At 71.3% G+C, this 14,427-nt stretch carries 12 protein-coding genes; 6 read left to right on the top strand and 6 right to left on the bottom strand.

Features of this window, described 5'->3' with window-relative positions; genetic code table 11:
- Positions 1-5 precede the first annotated feature (5 nt).
- The 3 genes from ND450_RS12405 to ND450_RS12395 form a co-directional block, all read right to left on the bottom strand.
- On the bottom strand, positions 6-830 hold the full coding sequence (locus ND450_RS12405; RefSeq protein ID WP_253326288.1) for a PaaX family transcriptional regulator C-terminal domain-containing protein: 825 nt from the start codon (positions 828-830) through the stop codon (positions 6-8).
- Positions 831-874: 44 nt separating this feature from the next.
- Entirely contained in the window at positions 875-1,708 is an 834-nt protein-coding gene (locus ND450_RS12400) for a fumarylacetoacetate hydrolase family protein (RefSeq protein WP_253326287.1), read from the bottom strand.
- A 71-nt stretch (positions 1,709-1,779) separates the two neighbouring features.
- Entirely contained in the window at positions 1,780-2,196 is a 417-nt protein-coding gene (locus tag ND450_RS12395) for a RidA family protein (protein WP_253326286.1), read from the bottom strand.
- A 40-nt stretch (positions 2,197-2,236) separates the two neighbouring features.
- Here ND450_RS12395 and ND450_RS12390 point away from each other — a divergent pair, with 40 nt between their 5' ends.
- The 5 genes from ND450_RS12390 (at position 2,237) to ND450_RS12370 (ending at position 10,085) form a co-directional block, all read left to right on the top strand.
- On the top strand, positions 2,237-2,719 hold the full coding sequence (locus ND450_RS12390) for a cupin domain-containing protein (RefSeq protein WP_089920977.1): 483 nt from the start codon (positions 2,237-2,239) through the stop codon (positions 2,717-2,719).
- A complete protein-coding gene (locus tag ND450_RS12385) occupies positions 2,716-3,606 on the top strand; it encodes an acyl-CoA thioesterase II (RefSeq protein WP_253326285.1) in 891 nt (296 codons plus the stop codon). The genes ND450_RS12390 and ND450_RS12385 overlap by 4 nt, the downstream gene beginning before the upstream one ends.
- A 27-nt stretch (positions 3,607-3,633) precedes the next feature.
- The gene (locus tag ND450_RS12380; protein WP_253326284.1) at positions 3,634-5,214 is read left to right on the top strand and encodes an AMP-binding protein; all 1,581 of its coding nucleotides are present in this window, start codon (positions 3,634-3,636) and stop codon (positions 5,212-5,214) included.
- A complete protein-coding gene (locus tag ND450_RS12375) occupies positions 5,211-7,568 on the top strand; it encodes a bifunctional salicylyl-CoA 5-hydroxylase/oxidoreductase (RefSeq protein ID WP_253326283.1) in 2,358 nt (785 codons plus the stop codon). Before ND450_RS12380 ends, ND450_RS12375 begins: the two co-directional genes overlap by 4 nt.
- A 195-nt stretch (positions 7,569-7,763) precedes the next feature.
- A complete protein-coding gene (locus ND450_RS12370) occupies positions 7,764-10,085 on the top strand; it encodes a hypothetical protein (RefSeq protein WP_253326282.1) in 2,322 nt (773 codons plus the stop codon).
- A gap of 16 nt (positions 10,086-10,101) precedes the next feature.
- On the opposite strand, the gene ND450_RS12365 is transcribed toward ND450_RS12370, so the two are convergent.
- On the bottom strand, positions 10,102-10,734 hold the full coding sequence (locus ND450_RS12365) for a response regulator (protein WP_253326281.1): 633 nt from the start codon (positions 10,732-10,734) through the stop codon (positions 10,102-10,104).
- On the bottom strand, positions 10,722-12,683 hold the full coding sequence (locus ND450_RS12360) for a sensor histidine kinase (protein ID WP_253326280.1): 1,962 nt from the start codon (positions 12,681-12,683) through the stop codon (positions 10,722-10,724). The genes ND450_RS12365 and ND450_RS12360 overlap by 13 nt, the downstream gene beginning before the upstream one ends.
- 146 nt (positions 12,684-12,829) lie before the next feature.
- Between ND450_RS12360 and ND450_RS12355 the strand changes: the two genes are divergently transcribed.
- The gene (locus ND450_RS12355) at positions 12,830-13,513 is read left to right on the top strand and encodes a hypothetical protein (protein WP_253326279.1); all 684 of its coding nucleotides are present in this window, start codon (positions 12,830-12,832) and stop codon (positions 13,511-13,513) included.
- Positions 13,514-13,575: 62 nt separating this feature from the next.
- On the opposite strand, the gene ND450_RS12350 is transcribed toward ND450_RS12355, so the two are convergent.
- Positions 13,576-14,421 carry an NAD-dependent epimerase/dehydratase family protein gene (locus ND450_RS12350; protein WP_253326278.1) on the bottom strand — a complete coding sequence of 282 codons (846 nt, stop codon included), beginning with the start codon at positions 14,419-14,421 and terminating at the stop codon, positions 13,576-13,578.
- Positions 14,422-14,427: the final 6 nt, after the last annotated feature.

Here is a 14,427-nt window from a genome sequence, read left to right as displayed (position 1 = left end):
GGGCCCTACCGCCCGTGGATCACAGCCAGCGCGTGCTCGCGAGCGGGAGCGCTCAACGTCCCGTTGAGCTCCTCGAACAGCGCCTCGGCCGTGACGCCGTTCCACCCCGGCGGCAACAGGGACAGCGGCAAGCCGGGGTCGCTGTAGGGCAACCGCCGCCATGCGGTCAGCATCGGCACGTAGTCCTGGAAGGCCTGCCGGACCGACGAGACCCCGGCCTCGGCCACCGGGCGGTGGCGTCGGAGGAAGTCCGCGTACAGGTCCGTCAGCTCGTCGAGGTCCCACCAGGCCCGGACCTTCGACCGGAGGTCCTCGAAGGCGAAGTGCTCCCCGGCGAAGATGTCGACGTACTCGGCCAGCCCGCGCCGCTCCAAGGTCCGCCGCGTCTCCACCGCGAGGTTCCCGGGAGCGACCCACACCCCGGGAGCCGCGGTCCCGAACCCGAGCTGCGTCAGGCTGGTCCGCAACGCGTGCCGCTTCTCCCGCTCCGATTCCGGCACGGAGAACACGACCACGAGCCAGCCGTCCGCCACGGTGGCGCGGCGGCGTTCGAAGATGCGGGTGTCGCCCTCGGCGAGCGTCTCCAAAGTGGATTCGGACAGCGCGTAGCCGGCGCCGTCACGGCGTTCGGCGCGGACCACCCCGCGGCGCTTCAGGCGGGAGATGGAGGAGCGGACCGCGGCGCCCTCGAAGCCCAGGTCCGCCATGAGCTGCACGACCGAGGCCACGGAGAGCCAGTTGTGCTCGCCGCGCGCGTAGAGACCGAAGATCGTGATGATGAGCGGGCCCAGCCGGTCGCGACCGGCGGGTGCGGTGGTCTCCGTGGTCATCTCCGCGACGTCCAGTGCCCTCTCCTCGTCTCGATCAGCGGAGCTTAACGTCCGCCCAGGTCGGTGAGCGTGACGGTGTTGCGCAGCTCGCCGAGCCCGCTGACCCTCGTCACGACCACGTCGCCGTCGCGCAGGAAGACCTGGGGGTCGCGGGCGTTGCCGACGCCGCTGGGGGTGCCGGTCAGGACGACGTCCCCCGCTCGCAGGGTCATGCCCTCGCTGAGCTCGGCGATGATCTGCGCGAACGAGAACGCCATCTGCGTGCTCGACGCGTCCTGCAGCAGCACGCCGTTGACCTCGCACTGCACCCGCATCCCGGACAGGTCGACCGAGTCCGTGGTCGTGAGCCACGGACCGAGGGGCATCGTCGCGTCGAGACTCTTGCCTTTGAGCCACTGGCCGCCGTGCGCGCGTTGGAGGTCGCGCTGCGAGACGTCGTTGGCGACGAGGAAGCCGAACACGTGGTCCAGCGCCTTCTGCTCGGGGATCGACCGGCCGTCGCGGCCGATGACCATCGCGATCTCGGCCTCGTAGTCCCACTTCTGCGACAACGACGGGTCGTAGGCGATGGGGTCGAACGGGCCGATGACCGTGTCCGGGCCTTTGGTGAAGAAGGTCGGGCGCAACGGGCGTGACGCCGGGTCCTGGCCCTCCCGCTTGCCCGCCGACTCCTCGAAGTGGTCCCAGTAGTTCCACCCGGTGCACAGGACGTCGCGGTTGAAGCGGTGCAACGGCGACTCGAGGCGCACCTCCGCCAGGGGCAGGGCCTCTGTGCGGACGACCGGAGCGCCGCGCACCACGTCGTCGACGGTGTGCGTCAGCAGCGTGATCGACCCACCGTCCACCACACCACCGCGACGCACTCCGTCGATGGTCACGGAAGCCAGCCTCACCGCACCTCCCGAAGATATTGCGCACATGTTTCGTAGATCATGGAAACGCTATCGATTCAGCTGGGACTGACCAGCCGTTCGTCGGGGATCACGGCGACACCGAGGATCTCGATCAGGGCCTCCGGCTGCCACAGCGCCGTGCAGCCGATCCCCGCCATGGCCGGGTACACGGGGCCGGCGAGCTCGCGCCACACCTTGCCGATCTCCTTGCCGTGCGCCTGGTAGTCCGGGATGTCGGTCAGGTAGATCGTGATGCTGACCAGGTCCTCCGGCTCGCCGCCGGCCGCGCGCAACGTCGTCAGCACGTTGCCGAACGCCTGGCGGAACTGCTCGACGATCCCGCCGGGGACGATCTTCATGTGGGCGTCCAGGGCGGTCTGCCCACCCAGGTACAGGGTGTTGCCGGAGAGCGTGCCGTGGGAGTAACCGCTCGGCGCAGGAAGGCTGGCCGGGTTCACTGCTGCTGGCCTCATGAGTATTGACACTATCTGACGGTCGTGAAGAATACGAGATATGGAGCCCGACCTCAGCAAGTACCGGCTCGAAGGCGACAACTCGATGTACCGGCTGCCCAGCGGACTGGTCGCGCCGGTCGTGACGCGCGGCGGCGCCGAGAACCCGGACACCGCGAACTCCGGTGGCGCGATCCGGATCTCGGGCGTGAGCATCCAGCACACCCCGGCGACGCGGCTCTGGTTCGGCAAGGTCACCAACGAGCCCGGCTACCGCTCGGTCACCCACCACCACGGCGAGGCCGAGACCGGCGGGTACGTGCTGTCGGGGCGGGCCCGGATCTACTTCGGCGAGGAGTTCGCGGACTACGTCGACATGGAGGAGGGCGACTGGGTCTTCGTGCCGCCGTTCATGCCGCACATCGAGTGCAACCTCGACCGCAACAGGCCCCTCACGTGGATGACGACGCGGACCCCGGAGAACATCGTCGTGAACCTCGACGACGTGCCGGACGAGGACCTGCGCGACTGGCTGACCCGATGATGACGACATCCGGGATCTTCACCGACGCCGTCACGCTGGAGAAGGCCGAACCGGAGCACTTCGACCTCGCGTTCACCGCCGTCACGCAGCCCTGCCCGTGGCCCAAGGCGTACGGGGGAGACCTGGTCGCCGCCGCGGCCGCCGCGGCCATGCGCTCGGTCACCGACGGCAAGGTGCTGCACTCGATGCACAGCTACTTCCTGCGCCCGGCCGACATCGGCGCCCAGGTGCGCTACGAGGTCGAGCTGCTGCGCGACGGGCGCGGGTACAGCACCCGGCAGGTCCGCGGCTACCAGAACGGCAAGCCCCTCTACGCCGCCCTCGCGAACTTCGCGGCCGGCGAGCCGGGCGGCAGCTACCGGGCCGAGTTGGCCGGTCTCGCGAACCCGGAGGAGCTGCCCAGCTCCGCGGAGTTCCTCGCCGATCGCAGCGGCGGCACGATGACCGACGAGTCGAAGGCGTACTGGGCCGGGGGCCGCAGCTTCGACATGCGGCACGTACCCGGACCCGTCTACCTCGCCGTCGAGGGCGCGAAGGTGCCCCACCAGGCCGTGTGGGTCAAGCCGTTCGACCCGCTGCGCCCCGTCGACGGGCTGACCGACGCCCAGCGGGACCTCGCCGCGCTGGCCTACGTCTGCGACTACACGATCCTCGAACCGGTCCTGCGCGTGCTCGACCTGCCCTGGGCGCGGTCGGGACTCGTCACCGCGAGCCTCGACCACGCCATGTGGTTCCACCGCGAGGGCCCGGTCGACGACTGGCTGCTCTACGCGCAGGAGGCCGTCGCCGCCGACTCGGGCCGAGGCCTCGGGTACGGGCGCTTCTTCACCCGCGAGGGTCTCCACCTCGCCACCGTTGCCCAGGAGGGCATGATCCGCGCTTCCTGACCCGCCGCCCGCGGAAGGACTTCACCGATGGACACCTTCGCCCGCGACCACTTACCCCCCTCGGCGCTGTGGCCGACGATCGAGTTCACCACGCCGGAGCTGCGGTACCCCGGCAGGCTCAACGCCGCCACCGAGCTCATCGACGCCGCGGTGGCGCGGTTCGGGCCCGACCGGCCGGCGCTGCGCACGCCGGCGGGGGAGGTCTGGTCGTACGGCGAGCTGCTGACCCGCGCGAACCAGGTGGCCCGCGTGCTGACCGAGGACTTCGGTCTCGTTGCGGGACAACGGGTCCTGCTCCGCTCGCCCAACAACCCGTGGACCGTGGCGGCGTGGCTCGGCGTGCTGAAGGCGGGCGGTGTCGTGGTGGCGACGATGGCCGCGTTGCGCGCACGCGAGGTCGCCCCCGTCGTCGAACGCACGCGCCCGTCGCTCGCGCTGGCGGACCCGCGGTTCGCCGACGAGATCCGCGACCTGCTGACCGTGGTCGACCACGACGACCTCCGGGCGCGCGCGGCGACGAAGCCGGGGGAGTTCACCGCCGTCGACACCGCGGCCGACGACGTGGCACTGCTCGCGCCCACGTCCGGCAGCACCGGATCACCCAAGATCACCGTGCACTTCCACCGCGACGTCCTGTCCATCGACAACACCTTCGGCCGGCACGTGCTGCGGCTCGAGGAGAACGACCTCGTCGCGTGCACGGCCCCGTTCGCCTTCACGTTCGGCCTCGGCATGCTGGTCGTGTTCCCGCTCAGGGCGGGTGCCTGCGCCCTGCTGACCGAGGCCGCCACCCCCGCCCAGGTCGCGGACTTCGTCCAGCAGCAAGGAGTCACGGTCCTCGCGACCGCGCCGACGGCGTACAAGGCGATCCTGCGCGACGGCGCCGAGGCCAAGCTGAGCGGTCTGCGGACCGCGGTCTCGGCGGGGGAGCACATCCCCCGGGAGACCTGGCAGCAGCTGCACGACCGGCTCGGCCTGCGGGTGGTCGACGGCATCGGCGCCACGGAGCTCCTGCACATCTTCATCTCCGCGGCGGGCGACGACATCCGGCCGGGCGCCACGGGCAGGCCGGTGCCGGGCTACCGCGCCACCGTGCTCGGCGCCGCCGGCGAGGAACTCGGCCCCGGCGAGGTCGGACGGCTGGGCGTCATCGGCCCGGTCGGCTGCCGCTACCTCGACGACGAGCGGCAGAAGGACTACGTCGTGGGCGGCTGGAACGTCACCGGCGACATGTTCCACCGCGACGAGGACGGCTACTTCCACTACCACGCCCGCAGCGACCACATGATCGTGTCCTCCGGCTACAACATCGGCGGTCCCGAGGTCGAGGAGGCGATCGACACCCACCCGGACGTGCTGGAGTCCGCCGTCGTGGCCAAACCCGACGACGAACGCGGCTCGGTCGTGTGCGCGTTCGTCGTCCTGCGCGACGGCCTCGAAGGGGACGACGCGAAGGCCCGGGAGATCCAGGACCACGTCAAGCGCACGATCGCGCCCTACAAGTACCCGCGCGAGGTCCGGTTCCGGACCTCGTTGCCCCGCAACGCGAGCGGCAAGCTGCAGCGCTTCGCACTCCGCAAGATCGTCGAGGAGGAGGTGCTGCGATGAGGATCGCCGTCGTCGGAGGTGGCCCCGGTGGCCTGTACTTCGCCGCGCTGATGAAGCAGCTGGACCCGTCGCATGACGTCACCATCTGGGAACGCGACGCCGCCGACGTCACGTTCGGGTTCGGCGTGGTGTTCTCCGACGAGACGCTGGGCGGGATCGAGAACGCCGACCCGGAGTTCGCCGACGCGATGGCCCGCCGGTTCGCGCGGTGGACGGACATCGACATCCACTACCGCGGCGAGAGCCACACCGTCGGCGGGCAGGGGTTCGCCGCGATGAGCCGCAAGGAGCTGCTCGGCCTGCTGCAACGGCGGTGCCGCGACCTCGGTGTGGTCGTGCACTTCTCGGCACCCGCACCGCCCGTCGACGTCCTGCGGTCCGAGCACGACCTGGTCGTCGGGGCGGACGGCGTGAACTCCCTGGTGCGACAGTCGTTCGCGGACGTTTTCAACTCCACAGTGGACCGCCGGAGCAACAAGTACATGTGGCTCGGCACGGACCGCGTCTTCGAGGCGTTCCAGTTCTTCGTCAAGCAGACGCCGTGGGGGACCATGCAGGTCCACGGCTACCCCTACTCCGACACCGGTTCCACGTTCATCGTCGAGATGCACGAGGACGTCTGGCGCCGCGCCGGTTTCGACACGGGCGAGGAGTTCCCGCCGGGCGCCTCCGACGAACGCGCGGTCGACCGGGTCCGCGGGCTGTTCGCCGAGGAACTCGACGGCCACGAGGTGTTCGCCAACAACTCGAAGTGGCTCAGCTTCACCACCGTGCGCAACGAACGCTGGCACCACGGCAACCTGGTCCTCGTCGGCGACGCCGCGCACACCGCGCACTTCTCCATCGGCTCCGGCACCAAACTCGCGATGGAGGACTCCCTCGCCCTGGCCGCCTGCCTGCACGAACACCGCGACGTCGAAGCGGCCCTGACGGCCTACGAGACCGAACGGCGCCCCGTCGTCGAGTCGACGCAACGCGCCGCGCAGGCGTCCCTGGAGTGGTTCGAGAACATCGGCATGTACGCGGACCAGGAGCCGACCCGGTTCTGCTTCAACCTCCTCACGCGCTCGCGCCGCATCACCTACGACAACCTCCGCACCCGCGACCCGGAGTTCGCCGACCGCGTGGACGCCGCTTTCGCCGCCTCTCAAGGCCTCGAGACCGTCGTGCCCGCGATGTTCCAGCCATTCCACCTCGGCGAACTCGAGCTCGAGAACCGCGTCATCGTCTCCGCGATGGACATGTACTCCGCGACGAACGGCGTGCCGGGCGACTTCCACCTGGTCCACCTCGGCTCGAAGGCCATGGGCGGCGCGGGCCTGGTGATGACCGAGATGGTCTGCGTCTCCCCGGATGGCCGCATCACGCCGGGGTGCACCGGCCTGTGGACCGACGAGCAACGCGACTCGTGGGCGCGCATCGTGTCGTTCGCGCACGAGCGCAGCAGCGCCCGCATCGGCCTGCAACTGGGCCATTCCGGCCGCAAGGGCTCCACGCGCCTGATGTGGGAGGGCATGGACGAACCGCTGCCCGAGGGCGGCTGGGACGTCGTCGGCCCGTCACCGCTGCCGTACGGCCCCGGCTCGGCCGTCCCCGCCGAGGCTAGCCGCGAGGACCTGGACCGGATCACCGAGGAGTTCACGGCGGCCGCCCGCCGGGGCGCCGAAGCGGGCTTCGACCTGCTCGAACTGCACTGCGCGCACGGATACCTGCTGTCGTCGTTCCTCTCGCCCGTCGCGAACCGGCGCACCGACGAGTACGGCGGCTCACTGGCCAATCGCCTGCGGTACCCGCTCCAGGTGTTCGACGCCGTGCGCGCGGTGTGGCCCGCTGAACGACCGATGATCGTGCGCATCTCCGCCACCGATTGGGTCGATGGCGGCAACACCGAACACGACGCCGTGGAGATCGCCCGAGCGTTCGTCGCTCACGGCGCCAACGCGATCGACGTCTCCACCGGCCAGGTCACGGCGGACGAACGCCCCGCGTACGGCCGCAGCTACCAGACCCCGTTCGCCGACCGGATCCGCCACGAGGTCACGGGTGCGGCCGTCATCGCCGTGGGCGCCATCGCTTCCTACGACGACGTCAACTCCATCCTCCTCGCGGGCCGCGCCGACCTCTGCGCGCTCGGCCGCACGCACCTCTACGACCCGCACTGGACGCTGCACGCGGCCGCCGAACAGGGCCACGCCGTCGAGTGGCCCGTCCAGTACCGGGCGGGCAGCCGCAAGCCGCCCTCCGCGCGCACCGACGCCGTGCGACCGCGGTTGTCGCTGCTGCGGGCGGACCCGCCGGACCGGAACGTGCACCTGCGCTGGACCCCGCACCGCGAACATTCGGTTCTCGGATAGGCACTTCAGGGCGCGTTCAGGTGAAACTTGATTCGGCAACGAATTGGAATCTCTTGTCCGGTCACATGTTCCGCCCATCCGCATTGGTCTGATGGGGCAGACATCCCGTGCACGCGGGTGAGGGGGTGTTTGCGGCACACGGGACGTCCCTAGCGTCGGCGGTCAGTTCCCGAACCGCCACCGAAAGGGATCATCGTGCGAAGACGTTTGCCGGCGGTGGTGCTTGCGGGCGTGCTCGCCGGCGCCACCCTCACCGCCGCTGTGCCCGTGGTCGCCCAGCCACCCGTTTCGAGCCTCACCAAGTCCGTGCAGGGCGTGTCCGATCCCGCCTCCCACGGCGACACGGCCACCTGGGTCGTGTCCTACGACAGCGGTGCCAACGGCGCCGCCACCATCACCGACCCGATCGCCGCCGGCCACAGCTACCTCCAGGGATCGCTGCAGGTGCCGCCGGGCTGGACAGGGACCGAGGGGAACCCGCTCAGCGCCACGAACCCCGGCGTGCGCAACGGCGGACGGGCCCTCTCCACCCTGCTCACCCCGCCCGTGCAGGCCAGTGCCGCCTTCACCGGTGGCGACGGGTTCATCCCGATCCTGCACCGCACGCCGGCCGGCCGCCTGCAGGCCTGGAACGTCTACCACCACGCGTCCGCCGCGGCCGCCAAGCTGGTGTGCACCGACGTCACGACCAACGCGCCGTGCGCGGGTGGTCCCTGGCCGAAGCCGCTCAACACGGCGTCCGGCCCCTTCGGGACGGGGAACACCGGGGACATCGCGAGCCCCATGGCGCCGCAGTACGTCCGCGACCCGGCCAACCCCGCCCGCGTGTACTACTCGGCCACCACGGCGACCTCGATCGGTGTCGGCTGCCTCGACCTCGCCGCGCCCGGCAACTGCGGCTACTGGCCGCTGATGAACCGTTCCGCGCAGACGTTCGAGATGGCGGGACTCGTCCAGATCGGCGGAAACCTCTACGGGGTGGCGAACTCCGGGCACGTGGTCTGCTGGACGGCCGCGTCGCAGAGCGCGTGCGGCGGCCAGCCCTACGCGCCGATCGTGCCGTTCACCGAACACGGCGGCTACTACCTCGGCGCGCTGGCCGTCGCCGGGGGCAAGCTGTTCGCGTCGTCGTCGCGGATGAGCGGTGTCGTCCCGACGATGGGCTGCTTCGACCCCGGTCCCGCGGCCACCTGCGCGGGCTGGCTGTCGCCGAAGCCGCTCGGGCCGGTGAACAACCACACCTACAACGCGTACACCGCCTACAGCACAACGGGTGCGGAGACCGGTGCGTGTGCGAGCACGGCCGGCGCCTTCAACGTGACCACGTGCTACGCGATCGACGGTTCGTCCCTGGCGCCCCCCGCCGCCGTGGCCGGGCTGGAGAGCATGAGCCTGGTGTTCACCCCGGAGGTTGTCCGCACCGGTGACCGGGTGCGCAGCTACTTCGGCATCTGGGGCGGCCCGTACGCGGGCGTGACGGCGTGCCACGACTGGAGCACCGGAACGGCGTGTTCCGGCATGCCGTTGCGCGTCACCCACCCGACCGTCAACAACGGTGTGACCCGAGATTACGGCTACGCCTACGACGCTCCCACCGGCTGCCTGCTGGGGCTGGGAGACGCGCAGGTGCTGTTCTCACTGGATCCTGACACGGGGGCGTCGCCGTGCGTACGCAGTGGCGCCTCCGTGTCGCTCACACCCGCGCAGTTCTACTGCGACGGCAAACCGCACGCCACCACCTACACCAAGGCGCGGCTCGTCGGCGTGACCCCGGCGAACGTGAACTTCGGCGCGTCCGCGGTGAAGGTCGTGGACGGCGGCGGGAACCCGGTCACCACACCGGGATTCGCCTCGGACGGCACCATCGACCTCTCCGGTGCCACGGCAGGCTCGCTGACCGTCACCGCGTCGATCGTGCTGAACGACGCCGCGGACTTCGGTGGCGGCAACCAGCCGTCGCTGTCGGTGGAGTTCACCGGTGACGCCCCGCAGGTGTGCTTCCGCACCGCGATCTCCCCGGAGTGCCCCGTCACGTCCGTGGCGAACACGGCGAACGGGACGGACGCCACCGGTTCCCTCACGTCCAACACGGTGACGCGCCAGATCGCACCGGGCCCGGCGTGCGCGCCGAACGTGGTGGTGAACAAGGAGATCTGCGGCTCGTACACGCCGTCGAACTGCAAGGCCGGTGGCTCCGGTCCGTGGGTGAAGGAAGCACCCGTGGGCACGCTCGGGCTGCTGAACGCGACCGCGTACTGGCGGGTCACCGTCAAGAACAACGGCGCGATCCCGGTCGTGGACGCGTACGTCGTCGACGAGGTGGAACCGAACTGTCAGGCAGGACCGTTCACGCTGCAGCCCGGTGAGTCCACAGTGGTGCATTGCTCGACCTACGCACTGCTGGCGCTGTTCCCCTTGACCAACAGGGCGAAGGCGAAGTTCACACCGGTCAACGGCACGAGGACCTACAGCGACTGGTCGTCCGCGAAGGCCTGTTCGCTGCTCTGCGTGCTGTGAGGGGGCGGGAGGAGCATCAGCCGCACTCGGCCAGGTAGGTCAGGACGGCCAGCACCCGGCGGTGCTCCTCCACGTTCGCGGCCAGGCCCAGCTTGGCCATGATGCTGCCGACGTGGGTCTCGACGGTGCGTTCGGTGAGCCAGAGCCGGCGCGCGATCGCCACGTTCGTGCAGCCTTCGGCCATCAGGCCGAGCACCTCGCGTTCGCGCGGGGTGAGCGCCCCGGTGGTGGGCCGTCCGAGCAGCCGGCCCACCACCTCGGGGTCGAGGGCGGACCCGCCGGCGGCGACCCTGGCGATCGACTCCAGGAAGTCGTCGACCTCCAGCACGCGGTCCTTGAGCAGGTAGCCGAAACCGCCCTGGCTGACGAGTTCGACGGAGTGCCGCGTCTCGACGTGCTGGGAGAGCAGCAGGATCGCGACCCCCGGTTGTGCCGCGCGGATCCGGCGTGCGGCTCGTGCGCCGTCGTCGGTCAGGTCAGGTGGCATCCGGACGTCCACGATGGCCAGATCGGGTTCCTGCTCTCCGACGACCGCGACCAGGGTCTCGGCGTCGGCGGCGCGGCCGACCACCTCGTGGCCCGCGTGGGAGAGCAGGCTCGCGAGACCTTCCCGGAACAGCGTCGAGTCCTCACCGATCACGATGCGCACGGCAGCACCGCCCGGATCGTCGTGCCCGCACCGGGCAGGCTGTGGAGCTGGAGCGAACCACCGAGCGCCGCGACCCGGTCGGCGAGCCCGGCGAGCCCGGAGCCGCTCCTCGGGTCGGCGCCTCCGCAGCCGTCGTCCCTCACCCACACGTTGACCTCGTCGGCCTGTTGCGTGACGCGGACGGTGATGGCGCTGGCGTGCGCGTGCTTGGCCGCGTTGGTGATGGCTTCGGCGGCGACGTAGTAGGCGGTGATCGCGATGTCGTCGGCCAGGGGTTCGGGCATGATCTCCAGCTCCACCGGTACCGGCAGCTTGTGCGTCAGGGCGGCCAGCGCGGAGTGCAGGCCGTCGTCGAGGCTGGTGGGACGCAGGCCGTGCGCGATCTGCCTGAGCTCGGCGATGGCGGTGGCCAGTTCGGCGACGCCCTGGTCCAGCAGCGCGTGCACGTCCAGGTCGTGGGTCGGCAACTGGCGTTGGGCGAGCCTCATCGCCATGCCGAGGGACACGAGCCGTTGCTGGGCGCCGTCGTGCAGGTCGCGTTCGAGCCGGTGCCGTTCGGCGTCGCCCGCCTGGATGATCCGGGTGCGGCTGGCCTCGACCTCGCGCAGGGCGTGCGCCAGTTCTCCCCGCAGACGAGCCACCTCGACGAGGCTGGCGGCTGCTGTCGCCACGACCTTGAGCACCGCCGGGGTGGTTCCGGATGACACGAGCACGCCGATCTGCGTGCCGCCGAGGGTGATCGGGACCAGTCCGGTGTCGGTGACCGGAACGCCCGCGGTGTCGACGAAGCCGGACGAGGCGGGGATCAGCAGACCGACGCGGAGGGTGGGGTCCTTGAGCGCCGTGCGCAGGGTGGCTTCGAGCTCTTCCGGTTGTGCGGCCTGGGTGTGCACGCGGTGTTGGAGGTCCTCCACGGCGAGCAGCGCGGCCCTCGTGCGGGGGAAGAGCCGCCGGTCCACCGCCCGGTGCAGGCGCCGGCGGACCGGGGTGAGCAGCACGGCGCAGACCGCGGTGGCACCGGCCGCGGCGACGGGGGAGTCCCGGCCTGCCACGAGACCGAGCGCGAGAGCCGACACCGCGTACGCGCCGATGAGGACCAGCAGGACGATCGTGTAGCTGATGGTGTCGGCCAGCACGCGGTCGACGTCGTAGAGGTCGTGGCGGAGCATGGCGACCCCGACCGAGCAGAACAGCGCGACGATGGTCACCACGCCGAACACCGTGGCCACGACACCACTTCGCCCGGTCACGACGATCTCGGCGAGGCACACCACCGGGTACGCGGTCACCGCCAGCCCGGCGAACGCGAGCCACTTCAGCTGCGCCCGCACGACACCGGCGGACCGGCGGAACCGCACCACCAGCGAGGCACCCGCCGCGAGCAGCGTCAGGACCAGGCCGATGGTCACCACGTAGCTCAGGGCGTGCACGAGGTCGTTCGGCGGCCCCCAGGGGTGCGCGAGGCCCTCCATGGGGTCGGTGAACGGTTCCCTCGGTGTGGCACCGAACGCCTGCTGCACCAAGGCGAGCAGGACGACCAGCGGCGGCAACGCACTCCACCGCCGGCCGGGCAGCGTGCCGTCCGGGAAGTGCAGCAGCAGCAACGCCACGGCGGCGAGGAGCCACCAGCCGCTCTCGTTGAGCAGCGCGACCACGCGGGCGTCCAGCGGCACGGAAGCGGGATCGGCGAGCCAGGTGCGGTAGTAGACGTCGCGCGCGGCCAGGAACACCACGATCGCGCCGACCCAGGCGAGCAGCGGGCCGACGGGATTGCCCCGCACGCGGAACTCGATCGTGACGCCGAGCGCGGCCATCGCCAGCCCGAGGGCGGCGAAGGCGGCGAACGCGAGCGCCTGCCCGGGGGCGCGGACCAGGAGCCAGGCGCCTCCCGCCGTCAGCACGGCGGAGACGCCCAGAAGACCCGCTGCTGCCGGTCGCGGCCACCTCATCGGCCCAGGGTAAGGCCGGTGCGGCCGCCAGGCCTCCGTGTCAGCACGGAGACGCGGTCAGGGGGCGGCACCGATGTGGTGGACGGGTCCGGGCCCGTTGCATGGAGCCGTCCGGTGCTCCTCACCCGCCCGAAAGGCCTGAGACCATGTCCGTCGACGTCACCGCGGCACCTCCCGGCGCCGCCACCTCCACCCGCACCCGCCTCGCCGGCCTCGCGGTCGTCCTCGGCGTCACGTCCGTCGCCGCCGTCGCGGGCGGACTGCTCTGGCCCGAACCGGCGGGCGGCGGCGAGACCTACTCCTACACCGACATCGCACCCCACCGCGCGCTGTGGTGGACGCTGCTCACCGGGCTCGCGGCCATGCAGGTCCTCAACATCCCGCTGCAGGCGCTGGCGACGATGGTCCTCGTCCGGCGCCGCGGCAGCGCGTGGGCGACCTGGGGCGGCGCGCTGATGTGGATCGGCGGCGGCCTGCAGGGGGCGGGGGTCGCGGGCTGGGCGGCCGCGTACTTCTTCCCGACGGACCCCTCGGTCGGCGTGGCCGCGGGGGAGTCCGTGGTGCGGGCGGCGAACGAGTCCGCGCACCTGTTCGCGTTCATGATCCCCGGCGCCGTGCTGGTGCTGGTGGGCACGGTCCTGCAGTGCGTGGGCCTGTTCCGTTCGCACGCCGTCCCGAAGTGGGTGCCGGTCCTGCTGCTGTTCATCGTGATCACGTTCGTGGTGCCGGGCAACGGGATCGCCGGGCTGCTCACGAGCGTTCCCATGGCGGTGGGGGCGATCGGTCTCGGCCACCACGCCTGGCGAGCGGCGGACGTCGCGTCGCGATGACGGCCGCGAGGGCCCGCTGTGGTGCCGGAGGGCGTCCCGCTGCACGGTCGGGCAGGGACGCCTCACCCCCGCGCGAAGACCGCGAGCGGGTCGGTGTGCCGGGGCACCCAGCCGAGCTCCTCCCGCGCCCGAGCCGGTGTGCACCGCTGGTCCAGCGCGAACGCGTCGGCGATCGGCCCCATCCGCTCGCGGGCGTCGTCGAGCGTGATCGAGACGGTCCTGCCCTCCAGACCGGCCCCGTGGCTGACCGCCGTGGCGACCTCACGTGCCGTTGGGTCCACTCCGCCTACGCCCAGGTACACCGCACCGGCGCGGGCCGTGAGCGCGGCGACGTACAGCTCGGCCAGGTCGTCGACGTGCACGAGCGACCAGTGGTTGGCGCCGTCGCCTATGTGGGGGATCGCGCCGATCTCCTTGCCCGGCCGGGTGAAGAAGGCGTCGATCAGGCGGTTCTCCCGGCCGTACAGCAGGCCGGGCCTGATCACGACGGACCGGCCGCGTGAGAGGACCTTCTCCTCCACACTCTCGCGCCACGCGACCAGGGACGGCGGGTTCCACGGGGCGTCCTCGTCGGCGACGCCGGCCGTGTCGCCGTAGACCCAGGTACCGCCCGTGTGCACGTAGACGCCGTCGCCGAGACCGTCCTGCATCGCGGTCGCGGCGGCCAGGTCGGCTTCGCCGCTGTCGGCCTGGGCCAGGTGGATCACGGCGTCGGCGCGGGCCGCGGCGGCGGTGAGGACGTCCAGGTCGGACAGCCCGCCGCTCACCGGGATCGCGCCCGCCTCGCGCACCGCCGTGGCGGCCGCCGCGGACCGGGCCAGGGCTTGGACGGCGTGGCCGTGGCGGAGCAGCGCGGCCTGCGCGGCCCTGCCGATGTAACCGGACGCGCCGGTGACGAACACCTTCATCGTGGG

Source organism: Lentzea sp. HUAS12 (genome assembly GCF_024125735.1).
Classification (GTDB): domain Bacteria; phylum Actinomycetota; class Actinomycetes; order Mycobacteriales; family Pseudonocardiaceae; genus Lentzea; species Lentzea albida.
The sequence above is the reverse complement of the archived record's forward strand: the minus strand, read 5'-3'. Positions and strand labels throughout refer to the sequence as shown.

Coding starts and splice junctions, on each gene's coding strand:
- ND450_RS12405 (WP_253326288.1), bottom strand. CDS start 830: ATGACCACGGAGACCACCGCACCCGCCGGTCGCGACCGGCTGGGCCCG.
- ND450_RS12395 (WP_253326286.1), bottom strand. CDS start 2,196: ATGAGGCCAGCAGCAGTGAACCCGGCCAGCCTTCCTGCGCCGAGCGGT.
- ND450_RS12390 (WP_089920977.1), top strand. CDS start 2,237: ATGGAGCCCGACCTCAGCAAGTACCGGCTCGAAGGCGACAACTCGATG.
- ND450_RS12385 (WP_253326285.1), top strand. CDS start 2,716: ATGATGACGACATCCGGGATCTTCACCGACGCCGTCACGCTGGAGAAG.
- ND450_RS12380 (WP_253326284.1), top strand. CDS start 3,634: ATGGACACCTTCGCCCGCGACCACTTACCCCCCTCGGCGCTGTGGCCG.
- ND450_RS12375 (WP_253326283.1), top strand. CDS start 5,211: ATGAGGATCGCCGTCGTCGGAGGTGGCCCCGGTGGCCTGTACTTCGCC.
- ND450_RS12360 (WP_253326280.1), bottom strand. CDS start 12,683: ATGAGGTGGCCGCGACCGGCAGCAGCGGGTCTTCTGGGCGTCTCCGCC.
- ND450_RS12355 (WP_253326279.1), top strand. CDS start 12,830: ATGTCCGTCGACGTCACCGCGGCACCTCCCGGCGCCGCCACCTCCACC.
- ND450_RS12350 (WP_253326278.1), bottom strand. CDS start 14,421: ATGAAGGTGTTCGTCACCGGCGCGTCCGGTTACATCGGCAGGGCCGCG.